Source organism: Methylobacterium sp. SyP6R (assembly GCF_019216885.1).
GTDB lineage: Bacteria > Pseudomonadota > Alphaproteobacteria > Rhizobiales > Beijerinckiaceae > Methylobacterium.
The window spans coordinates 4266075-4282625 of the sequence record NZ_JAAQRC020000001.1; the positions used below are offsets into that span (position 1 = coordinate 4266075).

15 protein-coding genes, 1 tRNA gene and 1 riboswitch are annotated in these 16551 nt (G+C 69.0%); of the genes, 10 read left to right on the top strand and 6 right to left on the bottom strand.

Going from position 1 to position 16551, the window contains the following annotated elements; all coding sequences use genetic code 11:
- Nucleotides 1-415 precede the first annotated feature (415 nt).
- The 3 genes from HBB12_RS19640 to HBB12_RS19650 all read right to left on the bottom strand — a co-directional run bounded on the left by HBB12_RS19640 (nucleotide 416) and on the right by HBB12_RS19650 (nucleotide 3121).
- Complete coding sequence (locus HBB12_RS19640) at nucleotides 416-883, bottom strand: hypothetical protein (RefSeq protein WP_236990887.1); 468 nt, start codon at nucleotides 881-883, stop codon at nucleotides 416-418.
- A 51-nt stretch (nucleotides 884-934) separates the two neighbouring features.
- Complete coding sequence (locus HBB12_RS19645) at nucleotides 935-2635, bottom strand: AIPR family protein (protein ID WP_236990888.1); 1701 nt, start codon at nucleotides 2633-2635, stop codon at nucleotides 935-937.
- 410 nt (nucleotides 2636-3045) lie between these two features.
- A tRNA-Thr gene (locus HBB12_RS19650) sits at nucleotides 3046-3121 on the bottom strand.
- 263 nt (nucleotides 3122-3384) lie between these two features.
- On the opposite strand from HBB12_RS19650, the gene HBB12_RS19655 reads away from it, so the two are divergent.
- The 4 genes from HBB12_RS19655 to HBB12_RS19670 are packed head-to-tail and all read left to right on the top strand — an operon-like array spanning nucleotide 3385 to nucleotide 5711.
- Nucleotides 3385-3867, top strand: coding sequence for a tellurite resistance TerB family protein (locus tag HBB12_RS19655; RefSeq protein ID WP_236990889.1), 483 nt, complete (start codon nucleotides 3385-3387; stop codon nucleotides 3865-3867).
- A 7-nt stretch (nucleotides 3868-3874) separates the two neighbouring features.
- Nucleotides 3875-4630, top strand: coding sequence for a glutamine amidotransferase (locus tag HBB12_RS19660; protein WP_236990890.1), 756 nt, complete (start codon nucleotides 3875-3877; stop codon nucleotides 4628-4630).
- Nucleotides 4627-4998 carry a CidA/LrgA family protein gene (locus tag HBB12_RS19665; RefSeq protein WP_236990891.1) on the top strand — a complete coding sequence of 124 codons (372 nt, stop codon included), beginning with the start codon at nucleotides 4627-4629 and terminating at the stop codon, nucleotides 4996-4998. The genes HBB12_RS19660 and HBB12_RS19665 overlap by 4 nt, the downstream gene beginning before the upstream one ends.
- Entirely contained in the window at nucleotides 4995-5711 is a 717-nt protein-coding gene (locus HBB12_RS19670; RefSeq protein WP_236990892.1) for an LrgB family protein, read from the top strand. Before HBB12_RS19665 ends, HBB12_RS19670 begins: the two co-directional genes overlap by 4 nt.
- 98 nt (nucleotides 5712-5809) lie before the next feature.
- On the opposite strand, the gene HBB12_RS19675 is transcribed toward HBB12_RS19670, so the two are convergent.
- Nucleotides 5810-7108, bottom strand: coding sequence for a bifunctional folylpolyglutamate synthase/dihydrofolate synthase (locus HBB12_RS19675; RefSeq protein ID WP_236990893.1), 1299 nt, complete (start codon nucleotides 7106-7108; stop codon nucleotides 5810-5812).
- A 44-nt stretch (nucleotides 7109-7152) separates the two neighbouring features.
- Nucleotides 7153-7237: riboswitch (ZMP/ZTP riboswitch) on the bottom strand.
- Nucleotides 7238-7372: 135 nt separating this feature from the next.
- Here HBB12_RS19675 and HBB12_RS19680 point away from each other — a divergent pair.
- A complete protein-coding gene (locus HBB12_RS19680) occupies nucleotides 7373-7855 on the top strand; it encodes an Lrp/AsnC family transcriptional regulator (RefSeq protein ID WP_236990894.1) in 483 nt (160 codons plus the stop codon).
- A 252-nt stretch (nucleotides 7856-8107) separates the two neighbouring features.
- Nucleotides 8108-8488: a hypothetical protein gene (locus HBB12_RS19685; RefSeq protein ID WP_236990895.1), complete on the top strand. Its 381-nt coding sequence runs from the start codon at nucleotides 8108-8110 to the stop codon at nucleotides 8486-8488.
- Between the two features lie 41 nt (nucleotides 8489-8529).
- On the opposite strand, the gene HBB12_RS19690 is transcribed toward HBB12_RS19685, so the two are convergent.
- Together HBB12_RS19690 and HBB12_RS19695 are read right to left on the bottom strand one after the other, a co-directional pair.
- On the bottom strand, nucleotides 8530-9630 hold the full coding sequence (locus tag HBB12_RS19690; protein ID WP_236990896.1) for a glycosyltransferase family 4 protein: 1101 nt from the start codon (nucleotides 9628-9630) through the stop codon (nucleotides 8530-8532).
- Nucleotides 9620-10393 carry a polysaccharide deacetylase family protein gene (locus HBB12_RS19695; RefSeq protein WP_236990897.1) on the bottom strand — a complete coding sequence of 258 codons (774 nt, stop codon included), beginning with the start codon at nucleotides 10391-10393 and terminating at the stop codon, nucleotides 9620-9622. Before HBB12_RS19695 ends, HBB12_RS19690 begins: the two co-directional genes overlap by 11 nt.
- Before the next feature lie 204 nt (nucleotides 10394-10597).
- Here HBB12_RS19695 and HBB12_RS19700 point away from each other — a divergent pair, with 204 nt between their 5' ends.
- The 4 genes from HBB12_RS19700 to HBB12_RS19715 all read left to right on the top strand — a co-directional run bounded on the left by HBB12_RS19700 (nucleotide 10598) and on the right by HBB12_RS19715 (nucleotide 16521).
- On the top strand, nucleotides 10598-11611 hold the full coding sequence (locus HBB12_RS19700; RefSeq protein ID WP_236990898.1) for a lipid II:glycine glycyltransferase FemX: 1014 nt from the start codon (nucleotides 10598-10600) through the stop codon (nucleotides 11609-11611).
- Entirely contained in the window at nucleotides 11608-12924 is a 1317-nt protein-coding gene (locus HBB12_RS19705) for a lipopolysaccharide biosynthesis protein (RefSeq protein ID WP_236990899.1), read from the top strand. The genes HBB12_RS19700 and HBB12_RS19705 overlap by 4 nt, the downstream gene beginning before the upstream one ends.
- Nucleotides 12918-14288 (top strand): O-antigen ligase family protein, encoded by a 1371-nt coding sequence (locus HBB12_RS19710; RefSeq protein WP_236990900.1) that lies wholly within the window; start codon nucleotides 12918-12920, stop codon nucleotides 14286-14288. The genes HBB12_RS19705 and HBB12_RS19710 overlap by 7 nt, the downstream gene beginning before the upstream one ends.
- 97 nt (nucleotides 14289-14385) lie before the next feature.
- Complete coding sequence (locus HBB12_RS19715) at nucleotides 14386-16521, top strand: GumC family protein (protein WP_236990901.1); 2136 nt, start codon at nucleotides 14386-14388, stop codon at nucleotides 16519-16521.
- Nucleotides 16522-16551 lie beyond the last annotated feature (30 nt).

Consider the following 16551-nt stretch of genomic DNA (forward strand, 5'->3'; position numbering starts at 1 on the left):
CTTTTGGCTGGCCGCAGGCGCAAACGATCGCTCGGTGCTTGACACCGAGTCGTTCAGGTCATTAGTCTCGGGGCTGCTTACACCTCTAAGACACTCTGAATCTGAAACCCCTGCTGGCCTCCCCAGACCAGCGGGGGTTTTCGTATGGGCTACGGCACGGCTGTTCTCCTCAAGCCCTGAGTCATGGGGCGGGAGAGCGTGCGCGTCAAGACAGAGGCAAGATCAGCATACTATACACCAATCAGAAAATCCTTCAAGTCGTAATCATCAAGTAGCCAATACACTGGATGGTTGCGGGAATGATCGGTATAATCGGCGGTAAAAGCGATGAATGCACAGAACAATAAAAAAATCACGCGGAATCTGCTCCCGCGGGATCTCTGGTAGAACTGGGACTTGTCGGTGCTGCTTGAGGCTACTCGGCCGCGATCAACTGTGGCCCTACCTCGTTCGGCTCCAGCGGCGAAATGCCGGCGTTCGGCACCGCTCGCTGCCATGCCCAGGTTTTCCGGTATCCGGCTCGCTCCTGGCTGGCTTTGTCGAGCGGAATCACTAGCACCACGCCGCCCCGAATCTGGACCCGGGCGAACCCGACGCGGTGCCCGGTGAAGTGCGTCACCTCGACGATCCGGCGCAGCCGGGTGCGGAGCCGCTGGCGAATCTCGAACCGGGCGGTCAGGTCGTCCATTTCCATCTGCTGGATCAGGGCCGTGGCTTCGTCCAGCACCGCGTCATCCGTCCGGCGGGTCCGGCGCAGTTCCTCGCGATCCGCCTTCGGCACGTCGTGCCGCGTCGTCAACGTGGCGATCTCGGCCTGAATCTCCCGTCGCCGGTCCAGAATCTTAGGATCGGGTTGGTCCTCAGTTTCGATGATCCGAGTCAAGCTCTAGCCTGCCCGCTGCGGCGGCCATCACGGCTGGATCAGCATTGCAAATCAATTTGATTGTTCCGTTGATTCCAGAGCTAAACTGAGTTGACGCCCCCTCGAAAAACGAGCCAGTAGCTGCTTAGTCATCGCGCTACGGAAAACTCTGTAGGCTGCCTCACCTCTATTCAGCATCATGAATTCATCGATTTGCTCCTTCACGGGAGCATAATGCTTTTCTACCGCGTCGAGGTCGAAGATGGGGGTGCCTTCCTGTTCGCAGGTCAAGCTCAGCATATAAAGAATGTGAAATACGCCTTCAATTATCCATGATTCATCGTATGTTTTCTTCAATCTTGAATTAATAGAAGCTATGGTACGTCTACGGTCGCCATCAACCATTTTGTAAATGCGCCACATAGCAATTATGTTTTCAGCCGACAGAATGGACTCGTCAAATACCCAGGTATAGAATTCTCCAAATATGCGATTTGAAGCCGTTTTCGCTCGATCAGGTTCGCGGAGAACGTAGGCTAGAATGATCTGGCCAAGTTTGACGGCGTCAATGCGGGCCTCTGCTGGCTGATCAATATGCTGATCGTTCTTGCGCTCGTAGAAATAACCGTGTCCCAGGAGTGCATTTTCAATTCGTATCTGGATGGAGTCATTCGAACGGATGTCACGGCTCCTGATCGGCGTTTGGCTATTTGTTGCTTCAGCAACTTTATTAGTAAATGATCGGTCAGCAGTCTCAATTACTCTGAGTAGTAGCTTCACGTGTTGTATTCTAGATAAATCCGAGCGCGCGGCCTCGAAAAGAGCATGTGACGTTTGACCTCCGTTGACAATCTGGGGATTGGTCATTCTGACTTTTGGGCTCGCCGACCGGGGCTGGTATACCATACGGTCACACACAATCGTGATGCCGTTATTGAGATACCAGAACTGCCAATTTTCAGCACTGAGCGCTGTAGTCAGAATTTTTCGATTTATTTCGTTTTGCTCGCCCAGATAGAGACGTATATTGTCTTCAAAAAGCGTATCATCAACCTCTTGGGGAAAATCTGGGTCGGCGATCATCCGGACTATTTCCTCACCTCTAACTGTTCCTATAAGTCCCTTAGCAGAACCATCGGTTCGACCGTAATACTGATCTTCGACAATTCCTAAATCGTATTCACGATCTACTGTAACCCCCTTTGAGAGAAGTCGTGAAAACCAAATCAAATCATGCTGCACTAAGTATGCGTGCTGGTATGGACGGAGAGCTTCTTCGAATCGCTTTGCATGAGGCTGCGTCAATCCAGTTGCGTTAATGCAAAGATGGATTTTTATCGTACAAACAGCCTCTTCAAGGGCATACCATATATCGTTGACCTTACTCCAAAGAAGCGGATTGCAGGTTCCCTCAAGAGTTTCATCTTTGCGAAGACAGCAATCAAGAAAGCTTTGTATTTTATCTATTTCATTGGACGGAAAGGAATTATTTACATTTTTAAAGTTTCCCACGTGCTTGAATTGAAATAAATGAATGACCTTGCGCTCTGCTCTGTCGTCTATATAGACTGCATCGATACCTCTATCGTCACTGCCGTCAGTAATCGCGGATCTTATTTCGTCGTCATCAATTTTCAGTATTTTTGAAATTGCAAAATATTGAAAAGCATTTGCTTCGCTGCTGAGGTTGAGTGATCGCTGGAATGCCTGAATTCCAGTTCGCACTTGGCTCCAATCAAGAAGCGTCGGGTTTGGGTGTGTGGTGGTAGCCATACCGCATCTTATGCTTCCGATCTCATTCCGCAATCGTTGGCTCGGCCTTCAGAACACTTCCTAAGCGCGGTGTTCGGGTTTCGGCGGCTCCCGTTCCACATGTTAGGCTACAGCGCCCGAGTGTCGTTGTCCTTCGGCTGGCGTATGAAAGCGGTATGGCCGCCCATCGGGATGCCGGCGCGTACCTGCCCGAACTCGGTTCCCGGAGTCTCAACCGCGATGCAGCCGCGAATCTGTACCCGGGCGAAACCCGCGTCAGCGTCGAACTCAGAGGATCTGGGCAGGGGCGGACGTATGCGTCAAACCGCCTTGCGGTGTCTGACAACAATGTCTGACAATCGGAAACGGCGACTCAGAGGCACTGCGAAAACACGTTAAAAAACAACAACTTATTATGATAAGAGAGGTAGTGGTGCCGCAAGAGGGATTCGAACCCCCGACCCCCTCATTACGAATGAGGTGCTCTACCAGCTGAGCTATTGCGGCGTCGACCCGGCCGGCGGGGCCGGCGGTCAGTGGCGCCCTCATACCCGGGGGGCGGGGGCTTGGCAAGGCTCTCGGCAAGGCTCTCGGCAAGTCGGCGTCGAAAAAGCGCGGCGCGCCGGACGATCTGGGGGAAGGGCGGTGCAGAAGGCGAATGCAGGGCTCGGCACCGCCCTCCGGCGCCTGGGGCGCTTGACGGTGGGCTGCCGATTCCGGACCATGGGGCTGCCGCCTCCGACGAAATCCCCTCGCACGCTCCCCCCGGAATGCCCCTGATCGCCCGCCTTCGCGCCTATGCCGCCGAGATGTTCGGCGCGCCCGCCTCGCCGCCCGACCCGGAGGCGGAGCAGCATCTTGCCGCCGTGACCCTGCTCGTCCATGTGGCGCGGGTCGACGGCACGCTCGCGGCGGTGGAGCGCGACCGGCTCGCCCGCCTGCTGCTCCATCGCTTCGCCCCCACCGAGGCGGGGGCGCGGGCGCTGATCGAGCGGGCGATCAGCTTCGACAACGAGACCCGCGACGTGGCCGAGCTCGTCGAGATGATCGGCCGCGACGTGCCGGAGGAGGAACGGCGCGGTCTCCTCGGCCTCGCCTGGGCGGTCGCCGCCGCCGACGGGCAGGTGCACGAATTCGAGGACGACCTCGTCTGGCGCGTCGGCCAGCTCCTCGGCTTCGACGACGCCGCGATCACCGCCACACGGGCGGTCGCCCTGGCGGGGCTGCCGGCGCAGCAGGTGCCGGCCCGGTGATCCGTCGATGGTGAGTCCCTTCGTGATGCCGCAGCCCGGGAACCGGCCCGTGCTGCTGGTCCTGCACCAGGAGCAATCCACGCCCGGCCGCCTCGGCCGGCTGCTCCTGGAGCGCGGCTATCCCCTCGACATCCGCCGCCCGCGCTTCGGCGATCCGCTGCCCGAGACGATGCGGGACCATGCCGGCGCGGTGATCTTCGGCGGCCCGATGAGCGCCAACGACCCCGACGCCTTCGTGCGCCAGGAGATCGACTGGATCGAGGTTCCCTTGCGCGAGGGGCGCCCCTTCCTCGGCCTGTGCCTCGGCGCGCAGATGCTGGCCAAGTGCCTCGGCGCCACGGTCTGCGCCCATCCGGAGGGGCGGGCCGAGATCGGCTATTATCCCCTGCTGCCGACAGAGGCGGGGCGCGACTTCGCGGGCGAGATCGGCCAGCCCTGGCCGTCCCACGTCTATCACTGGCACCGGGAGGGATTCACCTGCCCGGCCGGCGCCGACACGCTCGCCACCGGCGACGATTTCCCGACCCAGGCGATCCGGGTCGGGCCTTCGGCCTTCGGCCTCCAGTTCCACCCCGAGGTCACCCACGCGATGATCTGCCGCTGGACCGTGCGGGCCGCCGAGCGCCTGTGCCTGCCCGGGGCGCAGGACCGGGCGCGGCAGATCGAGGGGCGGTTCATGCATGACGACCGCGTGGTGGCCTGGCTCGACGCCTTCCTCGACCACTGGCTCGTCGGGATGGGGAGCCCGCAGGCTGCGTCATGATCCTCAGCCTGACCCTGCTGCTGCTGTGCCAGCTCGCCGGCGAGATCCTGGCCCGCGCCTTCGCGCTGCCCGTCCCGGGCCCGGTCGTCGGCATGGCCCTGCTCCTCGCCGTGCTCGTCTTGCGCGACCGGCGGCCCGGCGGGCTGCCGGCGCCCCTGACCGACGGCACGCTGGAGCGCACCGGCAAGGGGCTTCTCGCCCATCTCTCGCTGCTGTTCGTCCCGGCGGGCGCCGGGGTGATCGGCCGGCTCGACGTCCTGGCCGCCCACGGCCTGGCGCTCGCCGTCTCGCTCGTGGTGTCGACCGCCGTCGCCCTCGTCGCCACGGTGCTGACTTTCTCCTACGTCGCGAAGCGGACCGGGCGATGAGCGGGGACTTCGCCCTGTGGGTGTTCCTGTCGCGCACGCCGCTCCTGTGGCTCACCGTGACGCTCACGGCCTACGTCGTCGCCGACCGGGTCTCCGCCGCCACCGGGCGTCACCCCCTGGCGAACCCGGTGCTGCACGCGATCTGGATGGTCGGCCTGGTGCTGATCGTCACCCGCACGCCCTACTCGGTGTATTTCGAGGGCGCGCAGTTCGTGCACTTCCTGCTCGGACCTGCCACGGTGGCCCTGGCGATCCCGCTCTACGAGCACCGCAAGACCGTGACGCGCGTCCTGGTGCCGATGCTGGCCGCGCTGCTGGTCGGCTCCACGGCGGCCCTCGTCACCGGCATCGGCACGGCGAAGCTCCTCGGCGTGCCGGATCAAATCCTGATCGCGCTGGCGCCGAAATCCGTCACCGCCAGCGTCGCCATGGGCATCACCTCGGCGCTCGGCGGCGACCCGACGCTGACCGCCGTGCTGGTGATCCTCACCGGCATCCTCGGCGCCATCATGGTGACGCCGCTCCTCGACCGCCTCGGCATCAAGGATTACCGCGCCCGCGGCTTCGCGGTGGGACTGGCCGCTCACGGCATCGGCACCGCCCGGGCCTTCCAGGTCAGCGAGGTCGCCGGCACCTTCGCGGGCATTGCCATGGGGCTCAACGCTTTCCTCACCGCGGTGCTGGTGCCGCTGGCGCTGGCGTTCCTGCGCTGAGCAGATTTCGCAGAAGCGGCTGCCGGTTTTGCGGAAAAATCTGCGGCAAAACAAGGATCCAAGCGGACGAAGCGTTGGCAGGCCAACGCTTCGTCCGCTCAGGCCTCCGGGGCCTCGGTTGCCGCCCGCAGCGCGCCGACGAGGTGGAGCGAGCCGGTGACGAGGAGCCAGCCGCCCCGATCGGCCGCGAGGCCGGCGGCCCGCGCCATGGCCACGTCCGGCGCCGCCGCCGCCTCGGCCTCCAGCCCCTCGGCGACGGCCAGCGCCCGGAGCGCCGCGGCGGCGTGGCCGCGCCGCTCGGGCATCTCGGTGCAGACGACCGCCTCCGCGTGCCGAGCGAGCACGGTGAGGAAGCCCGCCGCGTCCTTGTCGCCCGCCATCGCCACGAGCGCGATGCAGGGGCCGCAGAGATTGGGCGCGCGGGCGAGGTCGCGCAGGACCGCCGCGAGGTTGAACGGCACGTGGGCGCCGTCGAGCACCACCGGCACCGCGCCGCGGGCGGTCCGGATCCGCCGCCGCTCGAGCCGCCCCGGCAGGCGGGCGCCGTCGCGGGCCGCCGCGTCGAGGAGGCCGGCGTGCAAGGGCGTGCCGTCGCGCCCGCGCGCGCCGCTTGTGCCCAGATGGTCGAGGACGAGGCCGGCGAGCGCCGCGTTCTCCTCGTCGATCGAGGCCTCCGGCGGAATCGCCGGCCGCAGCACCGGACAATCGAGGGCGGCGGCACAGGCAGCCGCGACCGCCCCGGCCTCGTCGTCGGGGCCGAGCGTGGTGACGAGCGCCGCCCCGCGCTTGAGGATGCCGACCTTCTCGGCGGCGATGGCCGCGCGGGTGTTCCCTAGGATCTCGGTGTGTTCGAGGGCGACGTTGGTGACGACCGCGACCTCGCTTTCCACGGCATTGGTCGAATCGAGGCGCCCGCCGAGACCGACCTCGATCACCGCCCAGTCGAGCCCGGCCTCGCCGAAGATGGTGAGCGCGGCGGCGGTCAGCACGTCGAACCAGGTCGCGTCCGCGCCCGCCGTACCGGCGCGGCGCGCGGCCTCGTGGGCATCGAGCGCGCGGGTCAGCGCGCGAGCGAGAATGGCCTCCGCCACCGGCCGGCCCTGGAGGCAGACCCGCTCGGTCACCGATTCGACGTGCGGCGAGGCGTAGCGCCCGACCCGCAGGCCCGCGCGCGTCAGCCCGGCCTCGATCAGGGCGCAGACCGAGCCCTTGCCCTTGGTGCCGCCGACATGGATCACCCGCAAGGAGGCCTGCGGCGCGTCGAGCCGGGCCAGCAGGTCGCGCATCGGATCGAGCCCGACCCGCATCCCGCCCCGCGGCCGTTTTTCCCAGTCGGTCAGGCGGTCGAGGCGGTCCAGGACGGCAGGCAGGGAAGAAGCGTCGGAACTTGAAGGCAAGGGCGAAGACATCGGCGTCACGGGTCACCCGTCGGTCGGTGCGGGGAGGGTGCCCAGGCGAGCGGCAGCGACGTCCCGCGCTCCCCGGTGGTTGGACCACCTTGAACCTCGCCAGTCACGCGGGACAGCCCCCCATAAGAGACGAGCCGGCGGCGGGCAACCGATGGCTCACCGACGATCCTTCGCCGTCGCGTCACCTTGTGCCGGCCCCGGCGGGCGGCTACTCACCGGGGCTCCCGCCCGCTGCCAGGATCGCACGCCGCCTTGCCCGCCCGCCTCGACGCCATCGACTGGGCGATCCTCCGGGAGCTGCAGGCCGACGGCTCCATCACCAACGTGGAACTGGCCCGCCGGGTCGGCCTGTCGGCACCGCCCTGCCTGCGCCGGGTCCGCGCGCTGGAGGAGGCCGGGATCATCCGCGGCTACCGCGCCCTCCTGGAGCCGAAGGCGCTCGGCTACGAGGTGGTCTGCTTCGCCATGGTGCAGCTCGCTGCGCAAGGCCAGGCGGACCTCGCCGCCTTCGCGGCGCAGATGCGCGACTGGCCGATGGTGCGGGAATGCTGGACGCTCTCGGGCGAGACCGACTTCCTGCTCAAATGCGTCGCGCCGAACCTCGGCGCCTTCCAGCAGCTCGTCGGCCATCTGACCGGCTTGCCCAACGTGCGCACGGTGCGCACCGCGCTCGCCCTCGACCAGATCAAGGACGAGCCGATCGCACCTCTCGACGGGCCCGCGCCCGAGGCGTGACGACGCGGCCGCACCCCGCGCCTGCATACGATTTAACCGTGATAATCCGCCTCACGCGCCAGTCATGCCCACGAATGAGGGTGTGGTGAACGCCGAATTATGCTGTGATCACCTTGTGAAGCGGCAATCCGCCTGGACAATGCCAATGCATCGATGAAACCTGAAGTTGTTTCATCGACGTCAAGCCGCGATCGTGAGGTGTAATTCGACCGCCCCTACTCGAGACGATTGCCCGAAATCCGAGACAATAGGATGACGATGCCCGACCGCCGCGAGCCTCATCGCCGAACGCCGCCATCGAGCCGGAATCCGGCTCAGGCCCGGGATGCTGCGCTGCGTGCGACGCCCGGTGCGTCCGCCCTGGACCCGGTAAGCCTGTTCGCCGTTCCGATCGGCCGGACGGCGAGCCCGCCCGGCGATCCCGTGCCGGTCACGCAGACGCTCTACCTCACGCCGGACCAAGGCTACGTGATCCGGACCTGCCTGCATCTCGGGACGGATCCGGCCTACGAGGCCTGCGACGTGATGATCTATGCCGACGAGGCCGCCCTGCGCGAGGCCCTTTCGGCCGGCGGCGACGGCCTCGACCGGGCGTTGCTCGCCGCCGCGGGGCTGGATCGGGGAGGGGCGTGAGGCGCCGTCATTCCGCTCCCGGGCGCTCGGGCCGGCGCGCCTCAGCCCACCGACGACAACCCTGCCCGGTATCCCTCGACCGCACGACGCAGCGTAAAATCCGGCAGGACCCGACCGGCCGTCTCCCGCAAGGCGGTCCGCCGTCCGGGATCGTCGAGGAGCGCCAGGGCGGTGCGGGCCCAATCCGCGACGTCCATCGGCCGTACGGTACCGCAGCCGCGCGCCTCCAGCATCTCGCGGGCGGCGCCGGAATGGGGTGAGGCGAGCACGGCGGTGCCGCTCTGCAACGCCTCGTTGACCACGATGCCCCAGACGTCGCCGCGGCTCGGGAACAGCAGCAGCCGGGCGGAGGCGTGGGCTTCGGCGAGGGCCGATTGCGCGAGGTAGCCGTCGAACCGGGCCGGGATCCCGGCCTCGGCGAGGCGCGCCGCCATCTCGGCGCGGAGCGGCCCGTCGCCGGCCACCCGCACCCGCAACGGGCGCCCGGCCTCGGCGCAGGCCCGCATCACGTCGGTGAAGAAGCGCGCGCCCTTCACCTCCTCGTTGAGGATGCCGCAGAACAGGACGTCGTAGGGCCGCGTCTCGGGATCGGGCAGGGACGCCGCCGCCTCCCAGGCCGGGAAGAGCGGTGCGCGATGGATCCGCTCGGACGCGAGCCCGTAGGTCGACAGCAGCGTCCGGCTGCCCTCGCTCGGGGCGAGGCCGAAGGCGGCGCCCGGCACGATCAGGCGGCGCAAGGCCCGGTGCGCCGGGGAGCGGGCGCCGGGATCGGTCTCCGGCACGCCGTCGGTGCGGATGGCGTAGGGGACGCCCAGGGCCCTGGCTGCCAGCGCCGCCATCGCCATGGTGGGCGAGAAGTCGTTGAGGATCACCGCCGCGGGCCGCAAGCCCGCGAGACGCGGGACGACGCCCGGATTGACGTAGAGGTTGCGCACCGCGTCCCGGTGCCAGCGCAGGCCCGGCAGCACGGCGAAGCGATAGCCGTCGGCGGCCGCCAGCTCCCATTGGCGGGCGGGCTCCCGGGCCGCGCAGGCGAGCACGGTCAACGGTCGGTCGAGGGCGGCGGCGAGCGCCCGGTAGAGCACCTGGGTGTAGGGGGCGAGCGCACCGGTCACCACCACGACGGGACGGTCAGCGGACACGGGGGGCTCCCATCAGGGCGTCGAGCTCGTGCAGGGGCCATTCCGGTTCGAGGACGTGGCGGGGCATCGTCGCGAGGTCGTCGGCGCCGGTGGCCACACCGCGGCGGGTGGTGAAGAAGCTGGCATAGCCGGTGCCCAGCGCCAGGGCCGGGTCGCGGGCCGGCCGGTAGTCGCGCTCCGCGACGCCCCAGGGGCAGGCGAAGTGCCGAATCGGTCGGCCCGTCGCCGCTTCGAGGGCTACCTTCGACCCGGCGATCTCCCGCTCGGCCGAGGCGTCGTCCAGGGTGGCGATGCGGGCATGGCTCGCGCTGTGCGAGCCGATCTCCATGCCGGCGGCGAGCCATTCGGCCACCAGGGCCCGGCCGGCATAGGGGCCGGGCGGGCTCGCCGGGGGGGCGTCGAGCCAGTCGCCGACGAGGAACAGGATCGCCGGCACGCCGGCCGCGCGCAGCACCGGCAGCGCGACCTCGACCGTATCGGCATAGCCGTCGTCGAAGGTGACGAGGAAGTGTCGCTCCCCCGTGATCCCACCCGACTCGATCAGCGTCAGCGCCTCGTCCGCCCCGACGAAGCGGCCGTGGCGCTGCAAGTAACCGATCTGCGCCGCGAACCCGGCGCGGTGATGCTCCGGAACGTGGTGGTAGCACAGGGTGTAGAGGCCCGGCGGGGCATGGGCGAGGCGGCGCCACCGCGCGAGGCCGCGCAGCAGAAGGGCCCGGAGAACCGGGTGGTCGCGGGCGATGGTCTTGAAGGGTTGCGGCATCCCGCCCGTCGGTCCAAAGGCGCTCGTCCGGACGAGGGTGGGACCGGCCCGACACGCGAGCAAGCAAGAAGACAACGTAGGGCCCGGCCGATCGATCGTCATCAACCGATTCCGGTGCAAGACGCACAATCCCACGCACGGTGCGCGCCTTGCGTCGCCTGGGCGGCGCCGGTGGGGATCGTCCCGTCCTGGCACGGAGACCCCATGACCAGAGCTAGGCGCGACACGGGACTACGGATCGTACTGGTCGAGGATGTCTCGGCCTGGGACGACCTCGTCTGGGCGCAGCCCGGCGGCACGATCTTCGCCGCGTCCGGATGGGGCGTCTACAAGCACCGGCGCGGCGCCCGGATCGAGCGGCTGAGCGTCGTCGACGAGCGCGAGCGGCTGGTCGGCCTGGCCCAGGTCCAGATCCGCCGGCGCGGGCCCTCAAGGCAAATCTACGTCCAGGGCGGCCCCCTCCTGACCCGGGAGGGCGAGTGCCGCGGAGAATCCGTGATCCGCCGCCTCATCGGCCACATCGCCCCATCGCCCCTCGACCTCCTGGTCGTCGATCTCGACCGGGCCGCGAGCCCCGGCGTCCTGCTCGGGCTGTTGACGGCGGGCTTCCGGCCGGTCTCTGCGCCGCGCCGGCACACCCTGGAGGTGGACCTCAGCCGCGGCCTCGATGCGGTGCTGGCCGGCATGGACCGGCGCTGGCGCAAGGCCCTGCGCAAGGCTTTGCGCAATCCCGCCCTGACGGCGCGCTTCCTCGAAGATCCGGCCGAGCGGCTCGCCGCGTTCGATGCCTTCGCGGCGATGTACGCGGCCCTGAAGGCCCGCAAGGGGTTTCCCAGCCGCTTCGACTGCGCGGCCTACCGCGACCTCGTCGCAGGCGACCCGCGCCAGCCGATCCTTGAGGTCCGGGAGGGCGACGAGCCCTGCCTGGTGCGCCTCCTCCATCTCGGCCGCGACCGCACCACCGCCTTCTTCACCGCCGCGACGGAACGGGCCAACCTGAACGGCGCGGCCTATCTGGCGGTCTGGTGCTGCCTCGGCCGCGCCGCCGAGGCGGGCCACCGGGTCTTCGATGTCGGCGGCATCGATCCGGCGGCCAACCGGGGCGTCTACGATTTCAAGCGCGGATTCGCCCGCCACGCGGTCACGAGCGGCCCGCTCTGGATCTACGCCCGCAGCCGCCTCGTCGCGGCGGCGGCCTGCCTGGTGCTGGCGCGATGATGCGGCCCGCCTCGCTTCTCGCGCGCCTGCGCGGCCCGTCCCTGCTCTCCCTCCTCGACCAGGGGGCGGTGAGCGGCTTCGGCTTCCTCGCCGGCATCGCGGCGGCCCGCCTCGTCGACATGGAGGATTTCGGCCGCTTCGCCCTGGTTCTGATCTTCGGCGGCGTGGCGCAGGCCGTCCACAACGCCCTCGTGACTGCGCCGATGATGACGCTCGCGGCCGCGGCGCGCAGCCCGCGCCGCTACGCCGCCGCGATCCTCGCCGGGGCCCTGGTCCTCGGGGCCCTCCTGGCGCTGGGCGTCGCCGGGGCGCTCGCGCTCTACTTCGCCCTCCGGGGCGAGGCGGTGCCGCTCGACCTCGTCACCGCCGCCGGCGCGCTCACCCTGGGGCAGAACCTGCAGCTCACGGCACGGCGGCTGCTCTTCGCTTCCGGGGCCGGCCCCCGGGCGCTCGTCATGGACCTGTCCCGGGCAGCCGCCTTCCCGGTCGCCGTCGCAGGGTCGTGGGCGATGGGGGCGCCGCTCGATGCGGCCCAGCTCGTCGGGCTCCTGGCCGTCACGGCGCTTCTCACGACGCTGCCGGTCATCGTCGGGTGGGCGGTCGAGCCGGGGCGCCGGAACCTCGCCGCCGCTGCCTCGCGCCACTGGCAGATGGCGCGCTGGCTCCTCCCGGTGGTCCTCGTCACCTTCGGGCAGGAGCAGCTGGTCTGGATCCTGGCCGGCGGGGCGCTCGGCGACGAGGCCCTCGGCGGCTTGAGGGCGGCCCAGTACCTCGTCGGCATCGTCCTCCTGATGCTTACCGCGACCGAGAACGTGGTGCCGACGGGGGCGGGGCGGGCCTACGAGGCCGGCGGCGAGACGGCACTCCGGGCTTATCTGCTCGGCGTCGCCGGCCGGCTCGGGGTTCCGGTCGGCTTCCTCCTCGCCTTGGTGGCGATCCCGGCCGAACTCTGGCTGCGCCTCGTCTTCGGCGCGCCCTACGTTCCCTATGCGCCCTGCCTGCGCTGGCTGGCGCTCGGCGTCGTCTTCATCTTCCTGCGCGACATGGTGGGGCAGGTCTTCCGGGCCCGGCGCCGCACCGACGTCATCTTCCGCGCCTTCCTGGTCAGCCTGCCGGTCTCCCTGGTGCTGATCCGCCCGCTCCTCGACCATTACGGGGCCGTCGGGGCGGCGGCGGCGGTGGCGATCGGCCACGGCGCGTCACTGGTCGCCCTGCTGACGGCGCTCGCCCGGAGCGAGGTCCCCCCTTTGGACGGACCATCCCCGAACCCCGCCGGACCGGGCGCGCCCGCAAAAAGGCCGGATCGATGCTGAACGCCCTCATCGCCGTCGCGGCCGCGACCTGGTTCACGCTCGCCTACCCGGTCCTGCGCCGCCGCCTCGAGACGCATCCGCCGTCGGGCGGCGCGCCCCTGTTCTGGCCGCTGGCGCTGACGGTGGTCTTCGCCTTCATGCCGCTCGTCTTCACGGTTCCGCGCGAGGACGGCAACGCGGTGCTGGAGCAGGGGCTGACGGCCTCGAACGTCGTCACCATCGTGCTTACCGGCCTCACGGCCCTCTACCTGTTCGTGAAGGTCGCGGCCGACCGGCGCGTGCTGCTCCTGCCCTTCGCGATGCCCTACCTGCCGTTCACCCTGATGATCGTCATGAACGGGGTGAGCGCCGCCTGGTCGATCGTCCCGACCTACACGCTCTACCGCACCGCGGAACTCGCGGTGTTCACCCTCTCGTCGATCCTGATCTTCGACCGGCCTGACATCCGGCATCGGCTGGCCGACATCCTCGCCATCGTGACGCTCGCCTGGCTCGTCTCGGTGACGCCCGAGATCCTCCAGAGCCTGGCCTCCGGCATCGTGTTCTCCTCGGCCAAGAACAACATGATGCCGCTGGTCTGCGCGCTCCTGGGCTTTGCCGCCTGGTTCGGCCCGCCCAACCGCCGCCGCGGCCGCTACCTGGTCCTGGCCGCGGCCGGCTTCGTCATCGCGGGCTCGGCCGCCTCGACGGGCGCGCTGATCGCGGTCGGGCCGGCGCTGATGATCGCCTCGCGCCGTCCGGGTATCCGCGTCGCCGGCATCGTGCTGGCGCTGGCCTCGATCGCGGTGTTCCTGTTCCTGATGGTCGGCCTGTCGAGCTTTCCGGGGCTCCTCGACGCCCTCTCGGTCATCCTCCAGAAGCCGAAGGTGGAACTCGCCAACGCCACCGGCCGCGGCCAGTTCTGGCCGACCTTCATCGCGGCGACGCAGGACCGCCTGCTCGGCTCCGGCTTCTCGGCCGCCGACCGCTTCATCCAGCTCCTGATCCCGACCACCGAACTTGCCGACGAACTCGGCCGTGACGCGGTGTTCATCACGAGTTCGCACAACATGTTCCTGAGCGCCTGGGCCGGCACCGGGATCATCGGCCTGTCCTTCGCGGTCCTGACCTTGATCGAGCCGATCCGCTTCGCCGCCCGCGCCGACCGCGGCACCCGCCGGATCGTCGCCTGCCTGATCCTGATGCTCGCCCTCAACGGGCTGACGACACCCGGATTGTTCCAGGACTGGAACGTCAACGTGCTGGCCTACGTGGCGGCCCTCGCCTGCGCCCGGGCGGCGCGGCGCGAGGCCGAGGCGGGCTGGAGGGACGTCGCCCCGGTCCCGTCCCCGCGCGGGACGGGACAGGCTTGGCCCGCCGCTTGAAGCGACTCGGGGAAACGGACCGTCGTCCCCTCCGGTCGTCCCGGAATGGAACAGGACCGGCCCGCAGCGAGAGCCTTTCGGGAGCCTTGGGCCCATCATGACCATGGTCGAGAACGTCCGCAACGGGCTGCTCGTCGGGGCCGCCCCGCGGGAGGGGCGGGAATACGGGGAGGGCGTGCGGGAGCCCTGGTTCCTCGATCCGCGCGAGATCCTGCGCACCATGAGGTTGCGCTGGTTCACGGTGCTTCTGCCCGTCCTCCTGTGCCTCGGCCTCGCCGCGGCCTGGATGCACCTGAACCCGCCGCTCTACGCCGCCTCGACGCAGATCCTGATCGATCCGCGCGGGCTGCAGGTGGTCAAGGATGGGCTGACCCCGCCGGACCAGGCGAGCGACGCCAGCCTCCTCCTCGTCGACAGCCAGCTCCGGGTGCTCACCTCCGACGATGTGCTCGGCCGCGTGGTCGACCGGTTCGACCTCGCGAAGGATCCCGAATTCCAGGGTCGAGAGACCCTGATCGGTGCCGCGAAGGCGCTGATCGCCCGCTTCACCGGCCGCACCGATCCGGCGGTCGATCCCCGGCTGACGGCGCTCCGGATCCTGCGCGACCGGGTCGGGGCGCGGCGGCTGGAGCGCAGCTTCGTGCTGGAGCTCGGCGTGACCTCCGACGACCGCGAGAAGGCCGCCCGCCTCGCGACCGGTATCGCCGAGACCTACCTCGCCCGCGACGCCGCCACCCGCTCCGAGACGACCCGCCGGGCCGGCGAGGCGATCGAGAGCCGGCTGGCCCAGCTGCGCGACGACCTGCGCAAGGCCGAGGACAAGGCGCAGGCCTTCCGGGCCAAGCACAACCTCGTCGGCACCCGCTCGCAGCTGGTGAGCGAGCAGCAGCTGACCCAGCTGAGCGAGCAGCTCGGCGCCGCCCGGGCCAAGGCCCTCGAGGCCGGCGCCCGGATGCGCCAGGTCGAGGGCGTGATCAGCGGCGGCCGCTTCGATTCCGCCAACGAGATCGTCACCAACCCGACCATCACGAGCCTGCGCAGCCAGCTCGCCGGCGTCGAGCGCCTGCGCGCCGATGCGGAGGAGACGCTGGGCAAGCGCCATCCGAGCTACATGGCGGCCGTGGTGCAGGAAAAGGCCCTGCGCGCGGCGATCGAGGCCGAGATCCGCCGCATCGCGGCGGCGAGCCGCAACGACTTCGAGGCCGCCCAGGCGAGCGCCAAGGTCCTCGGCACGACCCTGGAGCGGCGCAAGGCCGAGGCGTTGAAGGTCGGCGACGACTTCGTGCAGCTGCGCGAACTGGAGCGCCAGGCGGATGCGAGCCGCTCTGTCTACCAGGCCTTCCTGGTCCGGGCTCGCGAGTTGCAGGAGCAGCAGCGCCTCGACACCTCGGCCTCGCGGATCATCTCCCAGGCCTCGCCGCCGGAGAAGCGCATCGGCCCGCCGACGCCGGTGCTGGTCGCGGCCGCCCTCGTCGCCGGCTTGGGCCTCGGCCTCGTCGGCGCCCTCGCGCTCGAACTGCTCGCCGGCCGCGTCCGCTCGCGCCGGCGTCTGGAAGGCCATCTCGGCCGCACCGGGCTCGACGCCCTGCCGCGGGCACCGCGCAAGGCCGCGAGCGCCGCCACCCTCAAGGCCGATTTCGGCAGCACCCGGGGCGACGTGCCCTACGATGTGGCCGTCGCGCGACTGCGCCATCGCCTCGCCGCCGCCGAGCCGGGTGCCAAGCCCCTCGTCGTCCTCGTCACCGCGGGCGACGACCGGATCGGCAAGTCGGTGCTGGCCCGCTCGCTCGCCCTCTCGGCGGCGGCGGACCGCGAGCGGGTGGTCCTGGTCGATGCCGACCCGAAGGGGGGGCTCACCCGCGACCTCGGTGCCGCCGCGCCCCGGGACCTCGCCGGCCTGTTGCGCAGCCGTACGCCCCTCGGCGACGCCCTGGTGACCCTTCCCTCGGGATTGCGGGTGCTGCCCCGCCCCGCCGACCTGCCGCGGGACCTCGCCGGCAATCTCGCCGACGCGCTCCTGCGCAGCGACGCCGACCTCGTCGTGGTCGATCTCGGCCTCGTCGGCGGCGACGTGGTGACCGAGCGCCTGATCGCCGAGGAGCGCATCCCGATGCTGCTGCTCGCCGTCAGCGCCCGGCGCAGCCGATTCTCCGCGGTGGACCGGGCGCTCAAGGCGATCGGCCCGGGCCGGCGGGCGCGGGTGGTGGTGACGGATGCGGATTTGCGGGAGTAGGGAAAACCAGCCAAATCGTCTGAAGAAAAG